This window comes from Pseudomonas sp. G3-19, assembly GCF_054855875.1.
Window position 1 is genome coordinate 1,821,869 of the sequence record NZ_JBMPIQ010000003.1, and the last position, 25,547, is coordinate 1,847,415.

25 protein-coding genes are annotated in these 25,547 nt (G+C 60.8%); 13 read left to right on the top strand and 12 right to left on the bottom strand.

The window, feature by feature from the left end; all coding sequences use genetic code 11:
- Positions 1-154 precede the first annotated feature (154 nt).
- Together ACOYXI_RS08285 and moaB are read right to left on the bottom strand one after the other, a co-directional pair.
- A complete protein-coding gene (locus tag ACOYXI_RS08285; protein ID WP_098964449.1) occupies positions 155-1,360 on the bottom strand; it encodes a molybdopterin molybdotransferase MoeA in 1,206 nt (401 codons plus the stop codon).
- On the bottom strand, positions 1,357-1,896 hold the full coding sequence (moaB, locus tag ACOYXI_RS08290) for a molybdenum cofactor biosynthesis protein B (RefSeq protein WP_461674706.1): 540 nt from the start codon (positions 1,894-1,896) through the stop codon (positions 1,357-1,359). Before moaB ends, ACOYXI_RS08285 begins: the two co-directional genes overlap by 4 nt.
- Before the next feature lie 285 nt (positions 1,897-2,181).
- On the opposite strand from moaB, the gene ACOYXI_RS08295 reads away from it, so the two are divergent.
- From ACOYXI_RS08295 to ACOYXI_RS08330, 8 genes are all read left to right on the top strand, one after another.
- The gene (locus ACOYXI_RS08295; protein WP_461674707.1) at positions 2,182-3,081 is read left to right on the top strand and encodes a LysR family transcriptional regulator; all 900 of its coding nucleotides are present in this window, start codon (positions 2,182-2,184) and stop codon (positions 3,079-3,081) included.
- A 243-nt stretch (positions 3,082-3,324) separates the two neighbouring features.
- The gene (fdhD, locus tag ACOYXI_RS08300; protein ID WP_461674708.1) at positions 3,325-4,167 is read left to right on the top strand and encodes a formate dehydrogenase accessory sulfurtransferase FdhD; all 843 of its coding nucleotides are present in this window, start codon (positions 3,325-3,327) and stop codon (positions 4,165-4,167) included.
- Positions 4,164-4,649, top strand: coding sequence for a cyclic pyranopterin monophosphate synthase MoaC (gene moaC, locus ACOYXI_RS08305; RefSeq protein ID WP_461674709.1), 486 nt, complete (start codon positions 4,164-4,166; stop codon positions 4,647-4,649). The genes fdhD and moaC overlap by 4 nt, the downstream gene beginning before the upstream one ends.
- Entirely contained in the window at positions 4,646-4,897 is a 252-nt protein-coding gene (locus ACOYXI_RS08310; RefSeq protein ID WP_095136553.1) for a MoaD/ThiS family protein, read from the top strand. The genes moaC and ACOYXI_RS08310 overlap by 4 nt, the downstream gene beginning before the upstream one ends.
- A gap of 2 nt (positions 4,898-4,899) precedes the next feature.
- Positions 4,900-5,361, top strand: a complete 462-nt coding sequence (gene moaE, locus ACOYXI_RS08315; protein ID WP_098964456.1) for a molybdopterin synthase catalytic subunit MoaE — start codon at positions 4,900-4,902, stop codon at positions 5,359-5,361.
- A gap of 420 nt (positions 5,362-5,781) precedes the next feature.
- Positions 5,782-7,125: a chromate efflux transporter gene (gene chrA / locus ACOYXI_RS08320; protein ID WP_223008342.1), complete on the top strand. Its 1,344-nt coding sequence runs from the start codon at positions 5,782-5,784 to the stop codon at positions 7,123-7,125.
- A gap of 536 nt (positions 7,126-7,661) precedes the next feature.
- Positions 7,662-9,026 (top strand): glutamine synthetase family protein, encoded by a 1,365-nt coding sequence (locus tag ACOYXI_RS08325; RefSeq protein WP_461674710.1) that lies wholly within the window; start codon positions 7,662-7,664, stop codon positions 9,024-9,026.
- A 150-nt stretch (positions 9,027-9,176) separates the two neighbouring features.
- The gene (locus ACOYXI_RS08330) at positions 9,177-10,460 is read left to right on the top strand and encodes an NAD(P)/FAD-dependent oxidoreductase (protein ID WP_134786720.1); all 1,284 of its coding nucleotides are present in this window, start codon (positions 9,177-9,179) and stop codon (positions 10,458-10,460) included.
- Positions 10,461-10,838: 378 nt separating this feature from the next.
- Here the strand turns inward: ACOYXI_RS08330 and ACOYXI_RS08335 are convergent, their stop codons facing one another.
- Together ACOYXI_RS08335 and ACOYXI_RS08340 are read right to left on the bottom strand one after the other, a co-directional pair.
- Positions 10,839-11,624, bottom strand: coding sequence for a DeoR/GlpR family DNA-binding transcription regulator (locus ACOYXI_RS08335; RefSeq protein WP_461674711.1), 786 nt, complete (start codon positions 11,622-11,624; stop codon positions 10,839-10,841).
- Positions 11,625-11,876: 252 nt separating this feature from the next.
- On the bottom strand, positions 11,877-12,770 hold the full coding sequence (locus tag ACOYXI_RS08340) for a LysR family transcriptional regulator (protein WP_171061869.1): 894 nt from the start codon (positions 12,768-12,770) through the stop codon (positions 11,877-11,879).
- Between the two features lie 84 nt (positions 12,771-12,854).
- Here ACOYXI_RS08340 and ACOYXI_RS08345 point away from each other — a divergent pair, with 84 nt between their 5' ends.
- Positions 12,855-13,631 carry an NAD(P)H-dependent oxidoreductase gene (locus ACOYXI_RS08345; protein ID WP_139054675.1) on the top strand — a complete coding sequence of 259 codons (777 nt, stop codon included), beginning with the start codon at positions 12,855-12,857 and terminating at the stop codon, positions 13,629-13,631.
- Between the two features lie 160 nt (positions 13,632-13,791).
- Here ACOYXI_RS08345 and ACOYXI_RS08350 read toward each other — a convergent pair whose 3' ends face one another.
- From ACOYXI_RS08350 to ACOYXI_RS08360, 3 genes are all read right to left on the bottom strand, one after another.
- Complete coding sequence (locus ACOYXI_RS08350) at positions 13,792-14,811, bottom strand: AbrB family transcriptional regulator (RefSeq protein WP_134786724.1); 1,020 nt, start codon at positions 14,809-14,811, stop codon at positions 13,792-13,794.
- Between the two features lie 143 nt (positions 14,812-14,954).
- Positions 14,955-15,377 carry an HD domain-containing protein gene (locus ACOYXI_RS08355; RefSeq protein WP_098964468.1) on the bottom strand — a complete coding sequence of 141 codons (423 nt, stop codon included), beginning with the start codon at positions 15,375-15,377 and terminating at the stop codon, positions 14,955-14,957.
- 15 nt (positions 15,378-15,392) lie between these two features.
- On the bottom strand, positions 15,393-15,782 hold the full coding sequence (locus ACOYXI_RS08360; RefSeq protein ID WP_098964469.1) for a hypothetical protein: 390 nt from the start codon (positions 15,780-15,782) through the stop codon (positions 15,393-15,395).
- A gap of 166 nt (positions 15,783-15,948) precedes the next feature.
- Between ACOYXI_RS08360 and ACOYXI_RS08365 the strand changes: the two genes are divergently transcribed.
- Positions 15,949-16,380, top strand: a complete 432-nt coding sequence (locus ACOYXI_RS08365) for a hypothetical protein (protein ID WP_098964471.1) — start codon at positions 15,949-15,951, stop codon at positions 16,378-16,380.
- 77 nt (positions 16,381-16,457) lie between these two features.
- Here the strand turns inward: ACOYXI_RS08365 and ACOYXI_RS08370 are convergent, their stop codons facing one another.
- Positions 16,458-16,742, bottom strand: coding sequence for a hypothetical protein (locus ACOYXI_RS08370; protein WP_461674712.1), 285 nt, complete (start codon positions 16,740-16,742; stop codon positions 16,458-16,460).
- 368 nt (positions 16,743-17,110) lie between these two features.
- Between ACOYXI_RS08370 and ACOYXI_RS08375 the strand changes: the two genes are divergently transcribed.
- The gene (locus ACOYXI_RS08375; protein WP_225135506.1) at positions 17,111-17,404 is read left to right on the top strand and encodes a hypothetical protein; all 294 of its coding nucleotides are present in this window, start codon (positions 17,111-17,113) and stop codon (positions 17,402-17,404) included.
- Positions 17,405-17,576: 172 nt separating this feature from the next.
- On the opposite strand, the gene ACOYXI_RS08380 is transcribed toward ACOYXI_RS08375, so the two are convergent.
- The 4 genes from ACOYXI_RS08380 to ACOYXI_RS08395 form a co-directional block, all read right to left on the bottom strand.
- Positions 17,577-18,125, bottom strand: coding sequence for a cupin domain-containing protein (locus ACOYXI_RS08380; RefSeq protein ID WP_003226097.1), 549 nt, complete (start codon positions 18,123-18,125; stop codon positions 17,577-17,579).
- 394 nt (positions 18,126-18,519) lie between these two features.
- Positions 18,520-19,803 carry an NAD(P)/FAD-dependent oxidoreductase gene (locus tag ACOYXI_RS08385; protein ID WP_135296112.1) on the bottom strand — a complete coding sequence of 428 codons (1,284 nt, stop codon included), beginning with the start codon at positions 19,801-19,803 and terminating at the stop codon, positions 18,520-18,522.
- Between the two features lie 51 nt (positions 19,804-19,854).
- Positions 19,855-21,348, bottom strand: coding sequence for an aldehyde dehydrogenase (locus ACOYXI_RS08390; RefSeq protein ID WP_461675559.1), 1,494 nt, complete (start codon positions 21,346-21,348; stop codon positions 19,855-19,857).
- Positions 21,349-21,602: 254 nt separating this feature from the next.
- Positions 21,603-22,979, bottom strand: coding sequence for a glutamine synthetase family protein (locus ACOYXI_RS08395; RefSeq protein ID WP_027611689.1), 1,377 nt, complete (start codon positions 22,977-22,979; stop codon positions 21,603-21,605).
- Positions 22,980-23,261: 282 nt separating this feature from the next.
- On the opposite strand from ACOYXI_RS08395, the gene ACOYXI_RS08400 reads away from it, so the two are divergent.
- Positions 23,262-24,023 (top strand): gamma-glutamyl-gamma-aminobutyrate hydrolase family protein, encoded by a 762-nt coding sequence (locus ACOYXI_RS08400; RefSeq protein WP_461674713.1) that lies wholly within the window; start codon positions 23,262-23,264, stop codon positions 24,021-24,023.
- 368 nt (positions 24,024-24,391) lie between these two features.
- A complete protein-coding gene (gene potA, locus ACOYXI_RS08405) occupies positions 24,392-25,534 on the top strand; it encodes a polyamine ABC transporter ATP-binding protein (protein ID WP_041073459.1) in 1,143 nt (380 codons plus the stop codon).
- Positions 25,535-25,547 lie beyond the last annotated feature (13 nt).

Sequence of the window (25,547 nt, forward strand, 5' to 3'; positions counted from 1 at the left end):
GTTCCAGGTACACCCCGCAGAATGGCTGATCATCACACATCCAAATGTGGGAGCGAGCCTGCTCGCGAAGAGTGCTTGTCAGTCAACATTGATGTTGTATGACATGCCGCCTTCGCGAGCAGGCTCGCTCCCACAGTTCTGATTTGTGTCGGGGTCAGAACAGTTCGCTGAAGGGAATGAAACGCAGAGGATCGCCAATGCCGTGGGTGCTGTTTTCCGGCACCTCCACCAGCCCATCGGCCCAGGTCGCTCCGAGCAAAACGCCGGAACTCTGGTTCGGATACAACACCGCGCGCCCCGCCTCCAGCCGCACCCGCAGATACTCTCGACGGCTGCCAGCCTTGTTCCAGGCGAACCCGGCATTCACCGTGAAGCTCAACGGCATGACCTCTTCCACGCCCTGAATGCGCAGCAGATACGGTCGCGCCAGCAGGCCAAAAGTCACCAGCGCCGAGGTCGGATTGCCCGGCAGGCCAATCACCGGCACCGTGCCGAAATGGCCCACGGTCAGCGGTTTGCCAGGCTTGATCGCCAGCTTCCACAGCAGCGGTTTGCCGTCCTCACGCAGCACCTGCCCGAGGCAATCGGCATCGCCGGCAGACACCCCGCCGGTGGTCAGGATCAGGTCAGCCGCCACTTGCAGTTGCTCAAGCTTGAGCCGCGTCTGCGCCGGACGATCCGGCAGGATCCCGGCGTCGATCACCTCGCAGCCCAGTTCCTTCAGCCAGTGGCCGAGCAGCACACGATTGCTGTTGTAGATGCTGCCGGGACGCAGCGGCAGGCCCGGCTCGACCAGTTCGTCACCGGTGGACAGCAGCGCCACGCGCGGGCGACGCACCACGTGCAGTTGCGCCAGCCCCTGCCCGGCCGCGACCGCCAGTTCGAACGGCCCGAGGCGTTTGCCGGCGCGCAGCAGGATGTCGCCGACGCGGTTTTCCTGACCCTGCGCGCGAATGTTCTGCCCCGCCTTCAACGGCTGCAAAAAACGCACGCGGCCGTCCTCCAGCACTTCGACGTTCTCCTGCATCTCGATGCAGGTAGCGCCGGGCGGCAACGGTGCGCCGGTAAAGATCCGCGCGCAGGTGCCGGGCAATAGCGCGTCCGGTGCCAGACCGGCGTAGACCTTTTGCGACACCTTCAGCGGCTGACGATGCAGATCGGCCAGGTTCAACGCATAACCGTCCATGGCACTGTTCGGCCACGGCGGCAAGTCGAGCGAGGCGACCAGATCACTGGCCAGTACCCGCCCACGTGCCTCGTCGAGCGGCAGAATTTCGCTATCGGCCAGACGTTGCTCATTGGCCATGCCGAGCAATTGGTCGAGGGCGTCCTCGACCGGCATCAACCCTGCCTTGCTCATCCGCGCGGCCCACAGGCAGCGACTGATTTGAGGTGCGGCACAAAGTTGCACGGGCGGTGGCGGTTATCCAGTTGCTCGGCGAGGATACCTTCCCACGCTGTGCGACAGGCACCGGTCGAACCCGGCAGGCAGCACACCAGTGTGCCGTTGGACAGCCCGGCCAGCGCGCGGCTTTGCACAGTCGACGTGCCGATATCGAGAATCGAAATGGCGCGGAACAACTCGCCAAACCCGTCGATCTGCTTGTCGAACAGACAGGCCACCGCTTCCGGCGTGCTGTCGCGCCCGGTGAAACCAGTGCCGCCGGTGATCAGCACCACCTGAATGCTGTCGTCGGCAATCCAGTGCGCGACCTGGGCGCGGATCTTGTACAGGTCATCCTTGAGCAGATTGCGCTCGCTCAGGGTATGGCCGGCCTCCAGCAAGCGGCTGACCAGCAATTGGCCGGACGTGTCGCTCGCGTAATCGCGAGTATCGCTGACGGTCAGTACGGCTATGTTCAGGGGGACAATCAGGGCATCCGCTTTCGCACTCATGGGAATCTCCGGCAGTAGTCAATCAGATTGCCGAGCAGCCTAAGTGCCACTTATGAGTACTGTCTAATCACTCTGGCCAACCACATTATCGAGCTGCTCTATCGGCGCCGTTGACCTCGGCCAACGCCTTTGAAACCATGGGCGATAGAGCTGATCGATAGGCTTTTCAATTCTTCCGATTGGACGCAGATACAGGCAGGTGAGATCGTCACACCTCGCGTTTTTCGTGCGCTGCGCGCATCTGCGTCAATACTCAATCCAATTTCTCAACGAGCAGGTGCCTTCGTGGACATCAAACAACTCAAGTTCCTGATCGCACTGGACGAAACCCGACACTTCGGCCAGGCCGCCGCCCGCTGCCACATCACCCAGCCGACCCTGTCGATGCGTCTGCGCAATCTGGAAGATGAGCTGGATCTGGTGCTGGTCAATCGCGGTCAGCGCTTCGAGGGTTTCACCCAGGCCGGCGAACGGGTGCTGGCTTGGGCGCGCACACTGCTGGCAGCGCATGACGGCCTGTTCGCCGAAGCTGCGGCGTGCCGCGGGCAACTGGTCGGCAGCTTGCGCCTGGGTCTGGTGCCGCTCAGCAATTTCAACCCGGTCAATTACATTCAGAGTTTGTCCGGGACCTATCCGGAGCTGAAATTCAGCCTGTCGTCGGGGAGTTCCGACGAGATCATCGCCGGTTTGGGCAACAATCAACTGGACCTTGGCGTGTGTTATCTGGACCACGTCAACCCGAACTATTTCGACTTTTTCGAAATCGGCGAAACCCGCGTCGGTCTGCTTTACGACAACCGTCACTACCATTTCGAAGGCTCGGAAATGAGCTGGGAAGACGCCGCCGAACTGCCGCTGGGGATGATCACCACCGGCATGCATTACCGCAAATCCATCGACCTGAGCTTCCGCAGTCGCGGGCTGAATCCGCAGCCGATCCTGGAAAGCGATTCGACGTATCAATTGCTGCAGGCGATTCACCAGGGCTTCTGCTGCTCGATCATGCCGCTGGACAGCGGGCTGGAAGAGCCGATCGAACACCTGTCGTTCATGCAACTGCCGGATGCCAGCGTGCTGGCGCCGCTGGGGCTGGTAATGCGCAAGACCGAGCCGCGTTCGGCGATTGCCGAGAAGTGTTTTGCCGAGGCGCGGAAAATGTTTGGGGGTGAGGTGCCGGTTATTTGAGTGACTATCCAGACATTGCTGTTGGACGCCTGGCCGCCTTCGCGAGCAAGCCCGCTCCCACAGGTTGAATGCATTTCAAATGTGGGAGCGGGCTTGCCCGCCAAGAGGCCCGGACAGCCACACACATTTCGGATATGACAGCGGTGATCGACCCACCCAATCACCAGATCAGAACAAGCGATTGGACGCACTTTTGACTCCCCCGTAGCCTGAACTCACTTCAGCGCTTCGGGACTTTTCAAGATGCAGTGCCAAGTTGCAACAACCGCCGAACCGGGGGATGCCAATGCCCCCGCACCGCAACCGTCACAGGTGGCGTTTCGCGAATACCTGCAAGACGCCCCGCTCTCTCACGCCGCCCTGGCCGCGGAAATTGCTCTGGCGATCACCTTCAATGGCCTGAGTCAGGCGGTGATGATGGTCTCGCCCGGCAACCTCGAAGACTTCATCCGGGGCTTCAGCCTGAGCAACGCGATCATCGACAGCGTCGACGAGATCTACGACATCCGCCTGAACCATTTCGATCAGGCCTGTCAGGCCGAGGTGCAGATATCCAGTCGCGCGTTCTGGGCGCTGAAAGATCATCGTCGGCAAATGGCCGGCACCAGCGGCTGCGGCATCTGTGGCGTCGAGGCGCTGGAGCAGGCGTTGCCGCAACTGCAGATTCTGCAACCCTGCGCCCTGCCGCCGGCCGCGCATTTTGACGGTATCCGCCAACGCATCGAACAGGCTCAGCAACTGGCCCGCAGCAGCGGCGCCCTGCACGCGGCGCTGTACTTCGATGCCAGCGGTGAGGCGCTGTTGTGCCGCGAAGACATTGGCCGGCACAACGCCCTCGACAAGCTGATCGGCGCGATGCAAATCGCTGACGTCGATGCGCGCCAGGGCTTCGTGGTGGTCACCAGCCGTTGCAGCCTGGAGCTGATCCACAAGGCCGTGCGCGCCCGCCTCGGCACCCTCGTCAGCCTGTCCGCCCCCACCGCATTGACCGTGCGCTGGGCGCTCAAGCATCACCTGAATCTGATCCACGTTCCGCACCGTAACGCCCCCCGAATCTACAGCCCGATCCAGGAGCTTTCGCCATGAGCAACACCCTCACCCACCTCGACGATCAGGGCCGCGCCAACATGGTCGACGTCTGCGACAAAGCCGCGACTCGCCGCGAAGCCACGGCGCAGGCCTGGGTGCAGATGCGCCCGGAAACGCTGCAGATGATCCAGGCCAACGGTCACCCCAAGGGCGACGTTTTCGCCGTGGCGCGCATCGCCGGAATCCAGGCGGCCAAACGCACCCACGAACTGATCCCGCTGTGCCATGCGCTGCTGCTCAGCTCGATTCACGTTGAACTCAAGGCCTGCGAACCGGACCGCGTGCAGATCACCAGCACCTGCCGCCTCACCGGCCAGACCGGCGTCGAACTTGAAGCCCTGACCGCCGCCAGCGTCGCGGCGCTGACCATTTACGACATGTGCAAAGCCGTGGACCGGGCCATGGTCATCGGCGACATCCGCCTGCTCAGCAAACAGGGCGGCCGCTCCGGACACTTTCAATGGGAGGACGCGCAATGATCCTGATCAACTACTTCGCCAGCTACCGTGATCGCCTGAATCTGGGCGGGGAAAAAATCCCCCTGAGCGACGACCTGACCTGTATCGAGGACGTGCGGCAGATGCTCATGGCCCGTGGTGAGGAATGGCGCGAAGTGCTTGGCGCCGGCAACCTGATGTGTGCGTTGAACCAAGAGCTGTGCCAACCGAGCGCGGCGATCGAAGACTTCGACGAGATCGCGTTTTTCCCACCGGTCACCGGGGGCTGAGCATGACGGTTCGAGTTCAGTACAAAAGCTTCGACGTCGGCCAGTTGACCGCCGACCTGCATGCGCGCAATCCACGGGTCGGCGCGGTGGTGAATTTCATCGGCTATGTGCGTGATCTGAACATCGGGCAGAGCGTGAACGAGCTGTTCCTCGAGCACTATCCGGGCATGACCGAAAAAGCCCTCGAACGGATCGCCGACGAGGCACGCGAGCGCTGGCCGCTGCTGGGTGTGGAGATTGTGCATCGGGTCGGCGCACTGGCGGTGAGCGAGCCGATCGTGTTCGTCGGTGTCAGCAGCAAGCACCGGCACATGGCGTTCGAAGCCTGCGCGTTCATCATGGATGTGCTCAAGACCCGCGCGCCGTTCTGGAAGCGTGAGAGCACGGCGCAGGGTTCGCATTGGGTCGAGGCGCGGGAGAGTGACCAGAATGCGGCGCTGCGCTGGAGTCTGGCGCATGCCTGAAGATCAAGAGCCCCTCACCCTAGCCCTCTCCCCGAGGGAGAGGGGACTGATTGGGGGATATTGAAGAAATTCACCGAATTGAAAGATTGGTTCTGAATCCATAATCGACTCGATCTCTCAGGTCGATGGATGACGCCAGACACCTCGGTCGGCCCCTTCACGCGCAGGCGTATGGCTGAAGATCAAATCCATAATCGACTCGATCTCTCAGGTCGATGGATGACGCCAGACACCTCGGTCGGCCCCTTCACGCGCAGGCGTATGGCTGAAGACCAAATCCATAATCGACTCGATCTCTCAGGTCGATGGATGACGCCAGACACCTCGGTCGGCCCCCTCTCCCTCTGGGAGAGGGCTGGGGTGAGGGTTGAAAGTCTGATTAGATAGCCACTCCGCCAGGATTAAACTCCGGAGTCTCGTTTGAGCACAGCGCCCAACAACCTGCCCCGCCCCGCTCCCGTCACCCTGCGCCAGGCCTGGCGCTTCTGGCTCAAGCTCGGCTGCATCGGTTTCGGTGGCCCGGCCGGGCAGATCGCGATCATGCATCAGGAACTGGTCGAGCGCCGGCGCTGGATCTCCGAGCGGCGCTTTCTGCACGCGCTCAACTACTGCATGTTGCTGCCCGGCCCCGAAGCCCAGCAACTGGCGACCTATATTGGCTGGCTGTTGCATCGCACCTGGGGCGGGGTGATCGCCGGGGCGCTGTTCGTGCTGCCGTCGCTGTTCATCCTGATTGCGCTGTCGTGGCTGTACATCGCGTTCGGTGACGTGCCGGTGGTGGCCGGAATTTTCTACGGAATCAAACCGGCGGTGACCGCGATCGTCTTGCACGCCGCGCACCGTATCGGCTCGCGGGCGCTGAAAAACAGTTGGCTGTGGGCGATCGCCGGGGCGTCATTCGTGGCGATCTTTGCCTTCAATCTGCCGTTCCCGCTGATCGTCCTCGGTGCGGCATTGCTCGGCTATTTCGGCGGACGCCTGGCGCCACAGCGCTTCAACAATGGCGGGCAGCGCAGCAGTGCCGAATCCTTCGGCCCGGCGCTGATCGATGACGACACACCGACACCTGAGCATGCGCGATTCAGCCTGCCGAAACTGTGGCGTCTGCTGCTGGTTGGCGCAGCGCTGTGGTGTTTACCGATGGGCCTGCTGACCGCGCTGTTCGGCTGGGATGGCACCTTCACGCAAATGGGCTGGTTCTTCACCAAGGCCGCATTGCTGACCTTCGGCGGCGCTTACGCGGTGTTGCCCTACGTCTATCAGGGCGCGGTCGGGCACTATGGCTGGCTGACGCCGACGCAGATGATCGACGGCCTCGCCCTCGGCGAAACCACGCCCGGACCGTTGATCATGGTGGTGGCGTTTGTCGGTTTCATCGGCGGTTACGTGCAACCGGCGTTCGGCGCGGAACATGCGTTCGCCGCGGGCGCACTGGCGGCGACGCTGGTGACCTGGTTCACCTTCCTGCCCTCGTTCCTGTTCATCCTCGCTGGCGGGCCGTTGGTGGAATCAACGCACAACGAACTGAAGTTCACCGCACCGCTGACCGCGATCACTGCAGCGGTGGTCGGGGTGATTCTGAACCTGGCGTGTTTCTTCGCTTATCACGTGTTCTGGCCCAACGGATTTGCCGGGCACGCGGATCTGTTTTCGATCGGGCTGGCGCTGCTGGCGGCGTTGGCGCTGTTCATTTTCAAGCGTGGAGTGATCGAAGTGTTGATCGTTTGCGCCCTCGCCGGGCTGGGCTTGCACCTGCTGCGCTGAATCCTGGCCTGCGAATCTCCCGTTTACACGCCCGCGAATTCCCCCTTACTATCCGGGCACACCGGTCGGCGGGCCTGCCCCGCCACCGACGTTTTCCGCCAACGGAAACACGCGTTATGAGCACGTCACCACAACAACCAGAAAGGTTGAACGTCTCCGCTGTGTGCGCCCTCTGTCACAGGGGCCGCGCATGAATCGCATCGTCAATCTCCCCATGGCCCTGCGCCGTTCCAAGCTGCGTCACTCCGCACGCCCGCCGGATATCGCCTGCTGACTCCGACAGTCAGAAAAGATCCATTGTGGTGAGGGGATTAATCCCCGATGGACTGCGCAGCAGTCCCTATCTTTTTGGCCCGCTACGCGCGCCGTCGGGGATAAATCCCCTCACCACAGTTTCAGTGTCACTTCCGACTGCCGGGCATTAGCGAAATACTTTTTTCTTTTTGATATCCCTGCCAGGACACCCACGCCTATTTACCGCGTCGCGTCCGGCCCGATCCTGCGCGCCCATGCGGCGCCATCGTGAGTGATTGACCATGAAATTCGCAGCCATCGAAGACGCACGCCTGTTCCTGGAACAGAATCCCGATATCGACATGATCGAGCTGTTCATCCTCGACGCCAACGGCGTGCCGCGCGGCAAGCTGTTGCACCGCGAAGAACTGCTGGCGGTCTACCAAAGCGGTCGCCCGCTGCCCAGCACCATCCTTGGCCTGACCGTGCAGGGCGAGGACGTGGAAAACTCAGGTCTGGTGTGGGACGTCGGCGACATCGACTGCCGCGCCTACCCGCTCGAAGGCAGTCTGGTGCGCCTGCCGTGGCGGCAGATTCCGACCGCAGCGGTGCAGGTCAGCATGCACCCGAGCGAGGGAATGCCGGCGAGCATCGCCGACCCGCGTCATCTACTGATCAAGGTGATCGACGGCCTCAAGGCCGAGGGTTTTCACCCGGTGATGGCGTGCGAGCTGGAGTTCTATCTGCTCGACGCCAAACGCGATCACAACGGTCGCCCGCAACCGGCGCTGGACGCCGACGGTGGCCGACCGCGACACACCCAGGTCTACGGTTTGCGTGAACTGGAGCAGATCGAACCGTTCCTCGCCGACCTCTACGGCGCCTGCAAACTGCACGGTATTCCGGCGCGCACGGCGATCTCGGAATACGCCCCGGGCCAGGTGGAAATCACCCTCGAACACGGCGACGCGTTGCTCGCGATGGATCAGGCGGTGCGCTACAAACGCCTGGTCAAAGCGGTGGCGCACAAGCACGGCATGCGGGCGACGTTCATGGCCAAGCCGTTCGATGATCTGGCCGGTACCGGCATGCACATGCACGTCAGCCTCGCCGATGCCGAAGGGCGCAATCTGTTTGCTTCCGAAGACCCGGCCGGTACCCCGCTGCTGCGCACCGCGATTGGCGGCATGCTCGCCTCGCTGCTCGATTCGCTGCTGCTGTTCTGCCCCAACGCCAACTCCTACCGCCGCTTCCAGGCCAACAGCTATGCGCCTTTGGCGCCGACCTGGGGCGTCGACAACCGCACCGTCAGCCTGCGCGTACCGGGCGGCCCGGCCAACACCCGGCACATCGAACACCGCATCTGCGGCGCCGACGCCAACCCGTATCTGGCGGCGGCAGCGATCCTTGCCGGGATCCATCGTGGCATCCGCGAGGATCTGGATCCGGGCGCACCGGTCGAGGGCAACGGCTATGCACAAGCCAAGGAATTACTGCCGACCGATTGGCTGACCTCGCTGCAGGCGCTGGAGAATTCGGTGTGGGCACGGGATGCCCTGGGACAGGAATTTCTCGGGGTGTATCTGGCGGTGAAGCGTGCCGAGTACCGGCAGTTCATGGCCGAGGTGGGTGAACAGGATTGGCGCTGGTATCTGACCGAAGCCTGAAGCCTCACACCATCCCCCCTGTGGGAGCGGGCTTGCTCGCGAAGGCGTCGGCACAGTCAATATTTCAGTGACTGACCCACCGCATTCGCGAGCAAGCCCGCTCCCACAGGGGATTGCACCCTGACTCCCGAATTTTGTGTGGACACCGACATGACCCAACGCTGCAATTCCTACTACACCGCCACCCTCAACCAGGACACCGACTACCCGACCCTGCAGGGCCGGCATCAGGTCGATGTGGTGATCATCGGCGGCGGTTTCACCGGCGTTGCCACCGCCGTCGAACTCGCGGAAAAAGGCCTGAAAGTCGCCATCGTCGAGAGCCACAAGATCGGTTGGGGCGCCACCGGGCGCAATGGCGGGCAAGTCACCGGCAGCCTCTCCGGCGACGGTGCAATGCGCAAACAGATGCGCCCGAAACTCGGTGATGAAGTCGACGATTTCATCTGGCACCTGCGCTGGCGCGGTCATCAAATCATCCGGCAGCGGGTCGAGAAGTACGGCATCCAGTGCGACCTCAAACACGGCCATCTGCACGCCGCCTACAAGCCAAGTCACATGGACGGTTTGCGCCAGGATTACGACGAAGCCGTGCGCCGCGGCCTGGGTGATGAAGTCAGTCTGCTCGACCGCAGCCAGGTGCGCGACCTGCTGCAAAGCGATCTCTACCACGGCGCAATCAAGAACACCCGCAACATGCACCTGCACCCGCTCAACCTGTGCATCGGCGAAGCGCGGGCGGCGGAAAGTCTAGGTGCCTTGATCTTCGAGAACAGTGAGGTGCTGGAAATCATTCACGGCAAGACGCCAGGCGTGCGCACCGCCCACGGCCAGATCGATGCCAATCAAGTGATGCTCGCCGGCGACGTTTATCACAAGCTCGAACCGGGTCAGCTCAAGGGCAAGATTTTCCCGGCCATGGGTGGCATCGTCACCACCGCGCCGCTGGGTGATCTGGCGCGGCAGATCAACCCCGAAGACCTCGCGGTGTACGACTGCCGTTTCGTCCTCGACTACTACCGCCTCACGGCCGACGGGCGCCTGCTGTTCGGCGGCGGCGCCAACTACAGCGGCAAGGATTCACGGGACATCGCTGCCGAGCTGCGCCCGTGCATTGAGCAGACCTTCCCGGCGCTCAAAGGGGTGCAGATCGACTACCAGTGGAGCTGCGCGATGGGCATCGTGATCAACCGCATCCCGCAACTGGGCAAGCTCTCGGACAACGTCTGGTATTGCCAGGGTTATTCCGGACACGGCATCGCCACCACCCACATCATGGGCGAAATCATGAGCCGCGCGATCACCGGGCAGATGGAACAGTTCGACACCTTTGCGCAGTGCCAGCATATTCGGGTGCCGATGGGGGATTTGCTGGGCAATCCGCTGCTGGCGGCGGGGATGTGGTATTACCAGATGCTTGAAAAGTTGCGTTGACCGCACCGGCCCCATCGCGAGCAGGCTCACTCCTACAAGGGAAACGCGTTCCAAATGTGAGAGCGAGGCTGCTCGCGAAGAGGCCAGCAGCCTCACTACAAATCTCAGTCAGGCAACTGCTCCCACATTGAAATGCACTCCAAATGTGGGAGCGGGCTTGCTCGCGAAGGCGCCAGCAGCCTCACTACAAATCTCAATCAGGCAACTGCCCCCCCATTGAAATGCATTCCAAATGTGGGAGCGGGCTTGCTCGCGAAGGCTCCAGCCGCCTCACTATACAAATCTCAGTCCGGCAACTGCCCCCCCCCCCCATTGAAATGCATTCCAAATGTGGGAGCGGGCTTGCTCGCGAAGGCGCCAGCAGCCTCACTACAAATCTCAATCAGGCAACTGCTCCACCACAATCCCCAACCGCCGATAATCCTCGACACTCCCCGACGCCAGGTGCCGCTCGGTTATCAGCGTATGCAGGCGCGTACACGCGGCCACCACAAACGGCTCCACCGCGCCGAGCTTGTCCGCCGTGGTCACCGCAATCACCCGCGCCGCGCTGTCGAGCAGCGCCTGCTTCACCGGCACTTCATCAAAATGCAGTGAGGTGACGCCCACCTCCGGGTGAATCGCACAGACGCCGGTAAACGCCAGATCCGCCTTGATCCCGGCCAGCATGCGCACCGCCTCGTGCCCACTGGCCGACATCGTGCGCGGGTTCAGTTGTCCCCCGGCCAGAATCACTTTCACCCCCTTGTATTCGGACAAGGCAATCGCTGTCATCGGCGCGGCGGTCACCGCAGTGATCTGGATATCCGCGCGCAACGAGCGCGCCACCTGCAACGCGGTCGAACCGGAATCGAACAGCACAATCTGCCCGTCCTCGACCTTTTGCGCCGCCAACTGCGCCAGCCGCACTTTTACCTCATCGGTCTCTTCCAGCCGGGTGAAGTAATCCTTGCCGCTGTCCTTGGGCCTCGGCAACGCCCCGCCATGCACGCGCTGCACCAGTCCGGCGTGGTCCAGTTCGGCCAAGTCGCGGCGGATGGTGTCTTCAGACACAGCGAAGTGCTGGCTCAACTCGGAGGCCATGACCTTGCCGTCGCGTTCGAGGATCAGGAGGATTTTCTGCCGGCGCAGGGATGGCAGTTCGGTGACCGAATGATCGTGCATGGTTTTGCCTGTTTGTGCTTGTAGTTGCAGGTTTCGCCGAGACTAGCGAAAGCCTTGGGCAAACACAAACCGGCCGGTATCAATTGTTTCGATCATTGGAATCAACATGCCGAATTTTTTCTTTGCATTCAGCCTGTTCAGAATGGCCTCACTTTAAAACGGCTCAGGATGAACAGCTGATGAATCTCAATTTTGCGTTTGCGTGCATGATCGTGGTGTCTTTTGCGATTGCCCTGGGCCACGCCTGATCCGTCACACCGACGCTGCCAGATGCTCACGCAACCATTTGTGCGCCGGGTCGCGATGCGCGCGCTCGCCCCAGAACATCGCCATTTCGTAGCCCGGCACCGGCAACGGCGCATCGACTACCTGCAACGCCGGGTTGTCGCGAACCAAGCGTGACGGCAGCATCGCCACCAGATCGGTACTCGCCAGCACTGACATCACCATCAGAAAATGCGGCACCGACAGCACCACTTTGCGCGCCAGGCCGACCTCGGCCAGCGCCTTGTCGGTCACCCCGAAAAAGCCCCCACCCTCGCGCGACACCATCACGTGTTCCAGCGCGCAGAACTGTTCGCGAGTCGGTTTACGCTTCAAACCCGGATGCCCGACACGCCCGGCCAACACGTAATGCTCGGTGAACAGCACCCGTTGATGCAGATCCAGCGGCGCCTCTTCGGTGATGTGCAGCGCCAGGTCAAACACGCCCTGCTCCGCCTGCCTGGCCAACTGTGCCGGCACCAGATCGAGCACCGCCAGCCGCGTGCCCGGCGCCTGAGTGCGCAAACCGCTGAGGGCCGGCAGCACCACCGTCGATTCGCCGTAATCCGTCGCCGCAACTTTCCAGATGTGGCGGGCCTGCGCCGGATCGAACGCGCTGGCCGGCGCCACCGCGCGTTCCAGTGCTTCCAGTGCCTCGCGCAACGGCTCGCGCAGTTCGTCGGCCCGCGCGGTTGGCCGCATGCCCCGTGGCCCGGGCAGCAACAGCGGGTCGCCGAAGATCTCGCGCAGCTTGGCCAGGTGTACGCTCACTGACGGCTGCGACAGGCTCAAGCGCTCTGCGGCGCGGGTTACGTTGTGTTCTGCCAACAACACGTCTAGGGTCAACAGCAAGTTGATATCCAGACGTCGTAAATTATTCATGGCTATACCTGACATATCAGACATTCATTTCCAATATACCGATCAAGGATTGATCCTGCCTGCATTCAACCAAGGAGTTGCCACATGAATGTGCTACTGGTCTACGCCCACCCCGAACCTACTTCGCTCAACGGCTCGCTCAGGGACTTCACCGTCCAGCGCCTGCAAGCCGCCGGCCACACCGTGCAGGTCTCCGACCTGTATGCGATGAACTGGAAAACCACGATCGACGCCGATGATGCCCCCGGTCGCGATGAAAGCCGGCCATTCCATGCCTCGATTGATTCAAAACTGGCTTACCAACAGGGCCGGCAGTCGGCCGACATCGCCCGCGAGCAGGAAAAACTATTGTGGGCCGACGCGCTGATCCTGCAGTTCCCGCTGTGGTGGTTCACCATGCCGGCGATTCTCAAAGGCTGGGTCGAGCGCGTGTATGCCTACGGGTTTGCCTACGGTGTCGGCGAACACTCCGATGCGCGCTGGGGCGAGCGCTACGGCGAAGGCAAGATGAAAGGCAAACGTGCGATGCTGCTGGTCACCACCGGAGGCTGGGATTCGCACTACAGCCCACGCGGGATCAACGGGCCGATTGATGATTTGCTGTTTCCGATTCAGCACGGCGTGCTGTTCTACCCCGGTTTCGACGTGGTGCCGCCCTTCCTGGTGTACCGCGCCAGTCGCATGGATCAAGCGCGGTTTGCCGAGACCTGCGAGGCACTGGGCACGCGGCTGGATGAATTATGGAGCACGCGGCCGATAGCGTATCGGCAGCAGAATGCCGGGGATTATGAGATCCCGGCGTTGACGCTCAAGGATGATATTGCTCCGGGTGAGCAAGGGTTCGCCGCCCACACTTTGTAAAGATCACTGAACCTTTGTGGCGAGGGAGCTTGCTCCCGCTCGGCGACGCAGTCGTCGCAAAACCTGCGATTTTGGTACACCTGAAACACCGTGGCATCGGGGTTTGGGGCCGCTGCGCAGCCCAGCGGGAGCAAGCTCCCTCGCCACAGGGGGATGTGCTTCAGACTTCCTCCCGCGCCCGCCGCACCTGCACCAACAACGCCGGCGCAAAGTGCAGCAAGACCATCCGCGCCAGGTGGTGAGTCAGGATGAACACCACATTCAGACCACCGGCGAAGGCGACAATCGCAATCGTCTCGATCGCCCCCGGCATGTACGCCAGCCACAGCGACAGCGGATCACTGCCCAGCCAGCGCGCCGCCACTTCGGCAAACGCCGCCGCGACCACGATCATCAAGCCGACCGACACCAGCGCCGTCCGCCCGTGCCGCCCCAATTCCGCAAGACCGAGTCCCTGAAAGCGCGAGCCAATCCGCACGCCAAGAATCAGCGCCGCCAGATTCAGGCTCCAGTCCGGCATGTGAAAGCCGTGCAGCCATCCCGATTTCACAAACACCGCCGTCAGCAGAATCGCCGTCAACATGAACGGCGCCGGCACGCCGATCACCAACAGCAGTCGCCCGATGACGATGCTCAAGCCGATCAGCGCCAGCACGGTCAACGCCATGCCCGTGCTCAACGGAGCGCTTTCAACCACCGCCACCGAGGCCTGCCCGGGAATCAAAAAGCTCACCAGCAGCGTGATCAGCAACAAGCGCATCAAGTGCACGATGATGACTTTGCTCGAAGCCTTTTCCGACTCCAGCAAATCGAACACCGCCGCCAATGCACCGGGGTACACCGCCAACAGCGCATCGGTGCGATTCCAGCCAGCGCCGCGGGTCAGCCACCATCCGGCGAGGGCAATCTGCACGGTCAGGCATATCAGCAGAACGCCGAGGCTTGGCAACATCGCCGACGCCGTCACACTGTCCCACGCCTCGAACATCAGCCCGGTGGCGATGCCCAGCGTGACCTGGATGTAGCCCAAACCATAAGGCGTCGCGGGGGCAAACCCGAACTTGGTGGCGACCAATGCGGTGACAAGAATCGCCCCCAGCAACAAGCCATGAGGGACACCGCTGACCTGCAACGCAGCGCCGACAGCGGCAGCGATCAACAAACACAGAATCGATTTCATATTCTTCGCCTTCCTGGCTATTTCCCTGAGGTATTCCACTCCCCTGTAGGAGCTGCCGAAGGCTGCGATCTTTTGACTTTGATTTTTAGAAGCAAGATCAAAAGATCGCAGCCTTCGGCAGCTCCTACAGGGGGGATTCGTTCTTACGTGCGCAACCGCCCAATCGCCCGCCGATACTTCTCGACCCGTTCCAGATCCTCCCAACTCGGCGAGGCAATGCGCGACAGGTCGCTGTTCTCTTCCAGATCCGCCAGTTTCACCACCCGGCCAATCGGGTTCTGCGCCGCGCGCTCGACGAAATCCTCGTAGGACTCGCCCGGCACTTTGGTCACGGATTCAATCGCGCTCAGCACCTCTTCACTGAAACCTTCCTTGCGCAAATCATCGAGGCTGATGGCGCAATCCTCGACCACATCGTGCAGCACGGCGACGATGCGTTCTTCCAGCGTGCTCATGCGCAACATGACTTTCAGCGGATGCAGAATATACGGCGCACCGCCCTTGTCGACCTGCCCGGCATGGGCGGTGGCAGCGATGGCGATAGCGCGTTCGAGGGTCTGGGTCATGGGAGTCTCTGTGGGTTAAACGCCGTATCGGCCGCCGACGTGGATGTTGCGTTTGAGCCAGTTGCGGATCGCTTCAAGCCGTCCGGTTGGCTTCGCAGGCCCGGAATGACGTTGAAGAATCAGCGAGACCACGGTGGACTGATCGGCATTTGGATGGGCATCGATCAACTCGGCAACCCACGCGCAGTCAGCCTTCCTCAGGTGTTCACGCCACTCGCCCGGCCAAGCATCCAGCTCATCCAGCGCCAACCACCGCGCACCGCCATGCTCCATATGCCCGCCAGACATCGACTGCTCGAAACAGAAAGGCGAGTCTGGCTTTGCAGGGTCAATGTGAAACAGATAGATGTCGTGAAAGGGATGCTGCGAGGGGAGCGCGTTATTGCGGCTGCCGATTTCGATCATGGGCAATGTTCCAATCCTTGGGCGCTTAATGTTTCCGATTGTTTCGCAGTGTACGCCACACGAGCAAATCAAAAACCCGATGGAACCTCCCTCCTCCACGCCATCTCGAAACTATAAAGCGCCAAAAGCTTCGATCAGACCCGGCGCCCCTGAAGAGGAAACCCCGATGAACATTCGCTTCCTGCTTCTAATCGCCACGTTCGCCGTCATCCCCACCTGCGTCATGGCCGAAGGCTGCGACGTTCAGACCCAATCCTCCAGCGCTTCGGTGCCAGCGGTGGAAACCCACAGCTGCTACGAATACGAAGGCATGCCCGTCAGCTCCATCGACTGGTCGTGCAGCAATGAAAGCAAAGACATGCTCAACAGTAAGAAAACCAAGGTCGACCACTGTGCCGACCACTATCAGGCCACCTGTATCGCCACGATCACCCAGGAATCCCTGGCCAACCCGCACTCCACCAGCAAAGACAAAAACGCCAAGGCGCTGAACATCCCCGATAACGCCCAAGTGACCACGTATTACTACGACGTGGATCATCTGGCCCAGGCGCGAATTGATTGTGAGAATGGTGGGGGCCAATGGAAGGCAAAGTAAGCGTTTGATATCTGTGTTTGCGACAGGCAAAGAAAAGCCCGGCTCAAAAGACCGGGCTTTTTAATGCGCAATCTCCGTTAACCACCGCCGTTACCCCCACTGCTGCTATCGGACGATTGACCCGCGGAGCTGGGCTTGGAGGCAGAAGGCACCGGCCCATTGTCGGTCTTGCCACCATCCCCACCTTCAGGCAGCGAATTGGCATCCGGATCGGCATGGGTGGCAGGGGACGCCGGGTCGCGAGTCTGGCTGTTGCCGTCGTTGGCCGTCGGGGTCGGCGTCTCGCCGGCGGCAATCGCGTACAGCGAACTGCCAGACAGCAACGCCGCGAGGGTAAACACCGCGATTTTATGGTTCAGCATGGTGGCTCTTCCTCTGCGTGGGGAGTTACAGCATTGGAAGAAGGTGTGTGGTGAAGGTGCGGTGTGTCGGACGAATGGTTATCGCCCAGTCATTTCGCGCAGTTTCGATATCTGAAAACTTCGTAGGAAAACACTTCATGTGGCGAGGGAGCTTGCTCCCGCTGGGCTGCGAAGCGGCCCCAAAACCGAATAGTCCGTTTTGCTAGCGGTACCGTCGAGTCAGCGAACGTGAAGCTTTATAACTGATTAAAAGGTGAGTTATTAATTTTTCATTCAAAAACCTGTCAGCAATGACAGGTTAGAAAAACGGCTATTGCGATAACCTATGTTTTCGGCAAGATCAATATTTATCGTTCAGGAGATTATCCATGAGTGCGTTATATGCCTACTACAATAAGTCCGACGAGTTTTCTGCCAATCGCATAATAAAAGTTGGACTCATGAAAGGGGCTGAGGCTATGTATTTTAAAGGTGAGAGCGTTTCATGCACGGAGGAAATAAAAGAGGGTTGGTATTACGATGAAAAAAGCCGAAAGTTCATGACTGAGCAAGAATTTGATAACAGTCGCGAAAAATATAGAATTTCACCTGCTCCCTCGGCAGGACCGAAAATAACTTCAGCAAAAGACAGCCAAGGATCAGGACCTACCAGAACGTATTAAGACTTCGCTAGAGTTTGGACGAGAAAAAGCAATGTTTTCGAGGCTATGGCTCATACAAAAAATCACTATATACGCCTCCAAATGCACCGCTGGCTCTCTGGAGTTCAGCGGTGCACTTTCAGCAAACGTGCTCAAGCACAACGGATTGAATTAATTTTCAAAGTAAAACAAATCAAAAATTCGCCGGCGTATTCGCACTAATAATCTCCGCCTCATCCGCCCCGATATTCCGGAACTTGTGCGGCAGCGTCGTCGGAAAGTAATACCCATCCCCCGCATTCAACACGCTCACCTGCCCATCCACGGTCAACTCCACCGTGCCACGGGTCACCAACCCACACTCCTCGCCTTCCGCATGCACGATCGGCTCCTCGCCGGAGCTCGCGCCCGGAGCGTACTGCTCACGCAGCAAGCGCATCTGACGGCTCGGCACCGAGGCGCCAATGAGCAGCAGGCGCAGGCCGTGGCGGCCGAGGTCGGGTTGTTCGTTGGCGCGGAAGACGTATTGGTGTTCGCGCGGGGGCTGGTCGAAGGTGAAGAAGTCGGCCAGGGACATCGGGATGCCTTCGAGCAGCTTTTTCAGGGAGCTGACGGAAGGACTGACGCGATTCTGTTCGATCAGGGAGATGGTGGCATTGGTCACGCCGCTACGCCGGGCCAGCTCGCGCTGGGAGAGTTTGTAGCTTTCGCGTACTAGTTTGAGTCGAGAACCCGTATCCATGACAGCCTTATGTGAGTAGTACTTAAGGGTAATGGGGGTGGGTGGCGGGTGCCGCGCAAGGCGCGGATCACGTTGCTCCCGTGTCCCGGAACCGTGAAAGGCGGCTATTAAATCACGTTTGCCGGTGTTGCTCAGCAGGTTCGATGGACGGTGCGGTAAAAGTCCTTCTGGCCTTGGTAATACCGCCACTGTGGGAGCGGGCTTGCTCGCGAAAGCGCTGTGTCAGACAACATGTGCGTTGGCTGAACAGGCCCCTTCGCGAGCAAGCCCGCTCCCACAGTTGGATCTGTTTTGTGTCATTTAGCTTGGTAGCGGTTGTCAGGCCGCCATCGGCGGTATTGCTACAGCATTAAAAAAACCGGCGGGGTCTTGGGGACCGCCGCCGGGGAGGTAACTAGATGCCGAAGCGGTCGCGCAGCGAGTAGTAGACGGCGCCGAGGGCGGTCAATGGGGCGGAGAAGGTGCGGCCGCCGATCATTGGCATGTGCGGCAGCGAGGCGAAGGCGTCGAAGCGTTCGGCGTCGCCGCGGATCATCTCCGAAATCAGTTTGCCGGCCAGGTGCGAGCAAGTGACGCCGTGGCCGCTGTAGCCTTGCATGTAGTAGGCGTTTTTCTCGATGCGGCCGAATTGCGGCATGCGTGACATGGTCAGCAGGAAGTTGCCGGTCCAGCGGTAGTCGATTTTCACGTCCTTGAGCTGCGGGAAGGTCTTGAGGATCTTCGGCCGGATCAGTTGTTCGATGTCATCCGGCTCGCGCGCGCCGTAGACCACACCGCCGCCGTACAGCAGACGGTTGTCGGCCGTGAGACGGTAGTAATCCAGCAGGTAGTTGCAGTCTTCGACGCAGTAGTTGTTGGTAATCAGGCTGCGCGCCTGCTTCTCGGTCAGCGGTTCGGTGACGACGATCTGCGAGCCGCACGGCATGCTTTTCGCGGTCACGCGGTTGTCCAGACCTTGCGGCAGATAGGCGTTGCCGGCGATCAGCAGATACTTGGCGCGCACCTGGCCTTTGGCGGTGCGCACGACATTCGGCTCGCCGTATTTGATTTCCACGGCAGCCGATTGCTCGTAGATCTTGCCGCCCAGACGCACGATGGCCGCAGCTTCACCGAGAGCGAGGTTCAGCGGGTGAACGTGGCCGCCCTGCATGTCCAGCAGGCCGCCAACGTAGGCGTCGGAGCCGATTTCGCGACGGATGTCAGCGGCATCGAGCATCTTCAGGTTCTTGTTGCCGTAACGTTCCCAACTGCGCTTCTGCTCGGCCAGGCCGTTGAGCTGTTTCTTGTTCATCGCTGCGAAAATGCCGCCCGGGCGGTAGTCGCATTTGATGTCGTATTCCTTGATCCGCGAACGGATGATGTCGGCGCCTTCGAAGATCATGCTGCCGAGGATTTCCGCGGTCTTGTCGCCGTAGCGTTCTTCGATCACATCGACGTCGCGACTGTAGGAGTTGACCAGTTGCCCGCCATTGCGACCGCTGGCGCCGTAGCCGACTTTCGCCGCTTCCAGCACCGTCACCTTGTAGCCGGCTTCGGTGAGGAACAGCGCCGAGGACAGGCCGGTGTAGCCGGCGCCGATGATGCAGACATCGCACTCGACCGACTCTTCAAGGGTCGGGAAGTCGATGACTTCGTTGCGAGTGGCGGCGTAGTAGCTGTTGACGTGTTGTTGTTTCATTTTATTGTTCTCCGAGGGTCGCCCTTAGGAGCGACCACCGTTGTAAAAGAGTTAGAGCTTGATCCAGGTCGCTTTCAGCTCGGTGTACTTGTCGAACGCGTGCAGCGATTTGTCGCGACCGTTGCCCGACTGTTTGAAACCACCGAACGGCGCGGTCATGTCGCCGCCGTCGTACTGGTTGACCCAGACGCTGCCGGCCCGCAGGCCACGAGCGAAGGTGTGCGCCTTGCTCAGGTTGCTGGTCCAGACACCGGCAGCGAGGCCGAAGATGCTGTCGTTGGCGATCTGCAGCGCTTCTTCAACGGTGTCGAAGGTGATCAGCGACAGCACCGGGCCGAAGATTTCTTCGCGAGCGATGGTCATCGCATTGGTCACGCCATCGAAGATCGCCGGTTGCACGTAGAGGCCACCGGTTTCTTCGAGGGCGCGCTGGCCGCCGGCGATCAACTCGGCGCCCTGCTCGCGACCGATGCTGATGTAGCGCAGCACGTTGTCCAGTTGACGCTGATCAACCACCGCGCCGACGGTGGTCGCAGGATCCAGTGCGTGCCCCGGTTTCCACGCTTGCAGCGCTTCCACCAGCAGCGGGATGAATTGCTCGCGGATCGAACGCTCGACCAACAGGCGCGAACCGGCAGTGCACACTTCGCCCTGGTTGAAGGCGATCGCACCGGCCGCAGCCTGGGCGGCCGCGCGCAAGTCCGGAGCGTCGGCAAACACCACGTTCGGGCTCTTGCCACCGGCTTCGAGCCAGACGCGTTTCATGTTGCTCTGGCCGGCATAAATCATCAGTTGTTTGGCAATCGCCGTGGAGCCGGTGAAGGCCAGCACGTCGACGTCCATGTGCAGCGCGAGCGCCTTGCCGACGGTGTGGCCGAAGCCCGGCAGGACGTTGAACACGCCTTTCGGAATGCCCGCGTCCAGCGCGAGCTGGGCGATGCGGATCGCGGTCAGTGGCGACTTTTCCGAAGGCTTGAGAATGAACGAGTTGCCCGCGGCCAGGGCCGGGGCGAATTTCCAGCTGGCCATGATCAGCGGGAAGTTCCACGGCACGATCGCGGCGACTACGCCGGATGGCTCGCGGGTCACCAGACCGAGTTGATCGTGCGGCGTGGCGGCAACTTCATCGTAGATCTTGTCGATGGCCTCGGCGCTCCAGCGGATCGCATTGGCGGTCGCCGGGATGTCGATGCTCATCGAGTCGCTGATCGGTTTACCCATGTCGAGGGTTTCCAGCAGCGCAAGTTCTTCCTTGTGTTGCAGGATCAGATCGGCGAAGCGGATCAGGATGCGTTTGCGCTCGGCCGGGGCTTTGTTGGCCCACACGCCGGAGTTGAACGACTGACGGGCGACTTCGACGGCGAGGTTGGCATCGGCTTCATCGGTGCTGGCCACGGAGGCGAGAAAACGGCCGTCGACGGGGCTCAGGCATTCGAAGGTGGCGCCGCTGATCGCCGGGCGATATTCACCGTTGATGAACGCGCGGGATTCGATGGTCAGGGACTGGAAGCGTTGTTCCCAGTCGTTGCGTGTGGTTGTCATTATTGTGGCTCGACAAGGGGGAATTGGGGGTGTCGTGTCTGGCTTGAGATAGCTGCCCTCACCCTAGCCCTCTCCCAGAGGTAGAGGGGACCGACCGAGTTGTCTCGGGAGTTGCGCCGACCTGAATGACCGAGTCGATTATGGATTCGGTAAAGCAGGTTCAGGTCGCAGGATTTCCCAAGCATCCCCGGTCAGTCCCCTCTCCCTCCGGGAGAGGGTTAGGGTGAGGAGCTCTTGGCTTTTGAGGGCCGAAACCATCACACCGTATGCAGATACCAGTTGTACTCAAGGTCGGAAATCGAGTTCTCGAACTCGGCCAGCTCGCTTTCCTTGCACGCGACGAACACGTCGATGTACATCGGGTCGATGTACTTGGCCATGACTTCGCTGTCGTCCAGCTCGCGCAGTGCGTCGCGCAGGTTGTTCGGCAGGCTCTGTTCGTTCTGCTCGTAGCTGTTGCCTTCAACCGGCGCGCCCGGCTCGATCTGGTTGGTCAGGCCGTGGTGAATACCGGCCAGTACCGAAGCCATCAGCAGGTACGGGTTGGCGTCGGCACCGGCCACGCGATGCTCGATGCGCACGGCGTCGGCCGAACCGGTTGGCACACGGACTGCAACAGTGCGGTTGTCGATGCCCCAGCTCGGCGAGTTCGGCACGTAGAACTGCGCACCAAAACGGCGGTAAGAGTTGACGTTCGGGCAGAGGAAGGCCATTTGCGCAGGCAGGGTCTCCAGCACACCGCCGATCGCATGTCGCAGCGCGGCGTTCTGCTCGGGATCCTCGCTGGCGAAGATGTTGTTGCCTTCTTTGTCCAGGATCGAAATGTGCACGTGCAGACCATTGCCCGCCTGGCCCGGATACGGCTTGGCCATGAAGGTGGTGTCCATCTCGTGGTCGTAGGCGATGTTCTTCACCAGACGCTTGAGCAGCACCGCGTAGTCGCAGGCCTTGATCGGGTCGGAGACGTGATGCAGGTTGACTTCGAATTGCGCCGGGGCGCTTTCCTTGACGATGGCGTCAGCCGGAATGCCCTGCTCTTTCGCGCCTTCCAGAATGTCCTGGAGGCAGTCGACGTATTCGTCGAGATCGTCGATCAGATACACCTGAGTCGACACCGGGCGCTTGCCGGAGACCGGCGAACGTGGCGACTGCGGACGGCCGTTCACGTTGTCCTGGTCGATCAGGTAGAACTCCAGTTCGAACGCGGCGCAGATGGTCAGGCCCAGTTCATCGAACTTGCGCACCACGTTGGCCAGCACTTCACGCGGATCGGCGAAGAACGGCTCGCCCTCGATCTCGTGCATGGTCATCAGCAACTGTGCGGTTGGGCGCTTCTGCCACGGCTCGATGCTCAGGGTGCCCGGGATCGGGTAGCAGATGCGGTCGGCGTCGCCGATGTCCAGGCCCAGGCCGGTGCTTTCCACCGTGGAGCCATTGATGTCGAGGGCGAAGAGCGAGGCCGGCAGGTTGATGCCTTTCTCGTAAACCTTGTGAAGACTGGTGCGCTCGATGCGCTTGCCGCGCACCACACCGTTCATGTCTGCAATCAGAAGGTCGACGTACAAAACCTCAGGATGTTTCTTAAGGAATGCGTTTGCTTCGTTGAGTTGAACGGCACGCAGAGGGACCGACATGATGCACCTATTTAGCTGTTAATTATTATGTTCACCGCTGTTTCGCCGAGCCAGTCAATCCGAAAGGCAAAGTGAAGTCAATAGCGAACACCTGGCCGTTCAGCGTTTATTTTTCGGGCTTTTTTTAACACTCACGTGCCAATGCAGGCGCCGCAAGGCCTGGAATCATGAAGATTGGATGAACGGCGTTTAGAATTTTTTACATGGCAGTTGTTAATTAAAATCAACGAGGCTAAGCTCCGGAAAAGCTCGTTCAAGTGTCAAACTTCGAGGTGAATAAAAATGGCATTCAAGCCATTGATCGGCGTTACTGCGTGCGTCAAACAGATTGGCCTGCACCCCTATCACATCAGCGGCGACAAGTACGTACGTGCTGTCAGCGTTGGCGCTCAGGGTCTTCCAGTGGTCATTCCTTCCCTTGGCAAACTGACTGAAATCGAAGACCTGCTCGGTCAGCTCGACGGTCTGTTGCTGACCGGCTCACCCTCGAACGTGGAGCCCTTCCACTATCAAGGCCCGGCCAGCGAACCCGGTACGGATCACGATCCGGCGCGGGACGCCACTACCCTTCCTTTATTGCGCGCAGCTATTGCGGCGGGCGTTCCGGTGCTCGGCATTTGCCGTGGCTTCCAGGAAATGAACGTGGCCTTCGGTGGCAGCCTGCACCAAAAGGTGCACGAGCTGCCGGGCATGCTCGATCACCGTGAAGCCGACAGCCCGGACGTGGCCGTGCAATACGCACCGGCGCATGCCGTGAGCGTGCTCGCTGGCGGTGTGTTCGAGGCGCTGGCGTTGCCGGGCGAGTTCCAGGTCAACTCGATTCACAGTCAGGGCATCGACCGCCTCGCGCCCGGCCTGCGTGCCGAAGCGGTGGCGCCGGATGGCCTGATCGAGGCGATCTCGGTCGAGCACAGCCCGACCTTCGCCCTCGGCGTGCAATGGCACCCGGAATGGCAGGTGCTGGACAACCCGAACTACCTGAAGATTTTCCAGGCATTCGGCGCGGCCTGCCGGCAACGGGCAGCGCGTCGCAGCCAGCGCTGACACCACCCAGGATTTCAAAACTGTTTACTGCCCCCACGGGGTCGGCGGTTGCGCGTGTGCGCATCCGTCATCCGTGAAAACAACAAACCGTAATAACAACAAGTACGACCCAGGCAGCCAGGAAGGCGGCGCCGAACAAGCCCTCGGCAGCGCAAGGTCAGTTAAGCATGCGCAATTCCCCCTGTAGGAGTGAGCCTGCTCGCGATAGCAATAGACCAGTCAACAGAGATGTCGACTGACATGGCCTCATCGCGAGCAGGCTCACTCCTACAGGGGATATGTAATGACTGAAATTGCGCTTACAGGCTTGCAATCCACTTAAGCCCGGCCACGTTGGCCGAGCGAACGAAACCTGTTGGGAGTTTCACATGGCAAACGCCTCCAGCACTTACCGGAAGGCACTTGAAGGCCACCAGCAACCGAAAAAGGTTCTGGTGAAAGTCGATCGTGTCACCAAGAAGTTCGACGAAACCACGGCAGTGGATGATGTGTCCCTGGAGATCCATCAGGGCGAAATTTTCGCCCTGCTCGGCGGCTCCGGTTCGGGCAAATCGACCCTGCTGCGCATGCTCGCCGGTTTCGAGCGGCCAACTGAAGGGCGGATTCTGCTCGACGGTGTGGACATCACCGACATGCCGCCGTACGAGCGGCCGATCAACATGATGTTCCAGTCCTACGCGCTGTTCCCGCACATGACTGTGGCGCAGAACATCGCCTTCGGCCTCAAGCAGGACCGTTTGCCGGCCAGCGAAATCGACGCCCGCGTCGAAGAGATGCTGCGCCTGGTGCACATGACCCAATACGCCAAACGCAAACCCCATCAGTTGTCCGGCGGTCAGCGCCAGCGCGTCGCCCTTGCCCGCTCCCTGGCGAAACGTCCAAAGCTGTTGCTGCTCGACGAGCCGATGGGCGCGCTGGATAAAAAGCTGCGCTCGCAGATGCAACTGGAACTGGTCGAGATCATCGAGCGCGTCGGCGTGACCTGCGTGATGGTGACCCACGACCAGGAAGAGGCCATGACCATGGCCGAGCGCATCGCGATCATGCATCTGGGCTGGATCGCCCAGATCGGCAGCCCGGTGGACATCTATGAAGCACCGGTCAGCCGCATGGTCTGCGAATTCATCGGCAACGTGAACGCCTTCGACGGCACCGTGGTGGAAGACCTTGAAGGTCACGCGATCATCCACAGCCCGGATCTGCAGCAGAAGATCTACGTCGGCCACGGCGTCAGCACTTCGGTGCAAGACAAGTCGATCACCTACGCGATCCGCCCGGAAAAAATGCTCGTCAGCACGCTCAAGCCAGAGACCCGCTACAACTGGTCCGAAGGCAAGGTGCATGACATCGCCTACCTCGGCGGCCACTCGGTGTTCTACGTCGAACTGCCCGGCGGCAAGATCGTCCAGTCGTTCATGGCCAACGCCGAACGCCGTGGCGCGCGTCCGACCTGGGACGACAAGGTCTACGTGTGGTGGGAAGACGACAGCGGCGTGGTACTGCGCTCATGAGAACCTTCAATCA

Coding starts and splice junctions, on each gene's coding strand:
- ACOYXI_RS08360 (WP_098964469.1), bottom strand. CDS start 15,782: ATGATCGAAATCGGCAGCCGCAATAACGCGCTCCCCTCGCAGCATCCC.
- ACOYXI_RS08370 (WP_461674712.1), bottom strand. CDS start 16,742: ATGCTGAACCATAAAATCGCGGTGTTTACCCTCGCGGCGTTGCTGTCT.
- potA (WP_041073459.1), top strand. CDS start 24,392: ATGGCAAACGCCTCCAGCACTTACCGGAAGGCACTTGAAGGCCACCAG.
- ACOYXI_RS08350 (WP_134786724.1), bottom strand. CDS start 14,811: ATGAAATCGATTCTGTGTTTGTTGATCGCTGCCGCTGTCGGCGCTGCG.
- ACOYXI_RS08355 (WP_098964468.1), bottom strand. CDS start 15,377: ATGACCCAGACCCTCGAACGCGCTATCGCCATCGCTGCCACCGCCCAT.
- ACOYXI_RS08385 (WP_135296112.1), bottom strand. CDS start 19,803: ATGAAACAACAACACGTCAACAGCTACTACGCCGCCACTCGCAACGAA.
- moaC (WP_461674709.1), top strand. CDS start 4,164: ATGAGCAACACCCTCACCCACCTCGACGATCAGGGCCGCGCCAACATG.
- moaE (WP_098964456.1), top strand. CDS start 4,900: ATGACGGTTCGAGTTCAGTACAAAAGCTTCGACGTCGGCCAGTTGACC.
- ACOYXI_RS08330 (WP_134786720.1), top strand. CDS start 9,177: ATGACCCAACGCTGCAATTCCTACTACACCGCCACCCTCAACCAGGAC.
- moaB (WP_461674706.1), bottom strand. CDS start 1,896: ATGAGTGCGAAAGCGGATGCCCTGATTGTCCCCCTGAACATAGCCGTA.
- ACOYXI_RS08395 (WP_027611689.1), bottom strand. CDS start 22,979: ATGTCGGTCCCTCTGCGTGCCGTTCAACTCAACGAAGCAAACGCATTC.
- ACOYXI_RS08310 (WP_095136553.1), top strand. CDS start 4,646: ATGATCCTGATCAACTACTTCGCCAGCTACCGTGATCGCCTGAATCTG.
- ACOYXI_RS08285 (WP_098964449.1), bottom strand. CDS start 1,360: ATGAGCAAGGCAGGGTTGATGCCGGTCGAGGACGCCCTCGACCAATTG.
- ACOYXI_RS08400 (WP_461674713.1), top strand. CDS start 23,262: ATGGCATTCAAGCCATTGATCGGCGTTACTGCGTGCGTCAAACAGATT.
- ACOYXI_RS08335 (WP_461674711.1), bottom strand. CDS start 11,624: ATGCACGATCATTCGGTCACCGAACTGCCATCCCTGCGCCGGCAGAAA.
- ACOYXI_RS08340 (WP_171061869.1), bottom strand. CDS start 12,770: ATGAATAATTTACGACGTCTGGATATCAACTTGCTGTTGACCCTAGAC.
- fdhD (WP_461674708.1), top strand. CDS start 3,325: ATGCAGTGCCAAGTTGCAACAACCGCCGAACCGGGGGATGCCAATGCC.
- ACOYXI_RS08345 (WP_139054675.1), top strand. CDS start 12,855: ATGAATGTGCTACTGGTCTACGCCCACCCCGAACCTACTTCGCTCAAC.
- ACOYXI_RS08380 (WP_003226097.1), bottom strand. CDS start 18,125: ATGGATACGGGTTCTCGACTCAAACTAGTACGCGAAAGCTACAAACTC.
- ACOYXI_RS08375 (WP_225135506.1), top strand. CDS start 17,111: ATGAGTGCGTTATATGCCTACTACAATAAGTCCGACGAGTTTTCTGCC.
- ACOYXI_RS08325 (WP_461674710.1), top strand. CDS start 7,662: ATGAAATTCGCAGCCATCGAAGACGCACGCCTGTTCCTGGAACAGAAT.
- ACOYXI_RS08365 (WP_098964471.1), top strand. CDS start 15,949: ATGAACATTCGCTTCCTGCTTCTAATCGCCACGTTCGCCGTCATCCCC.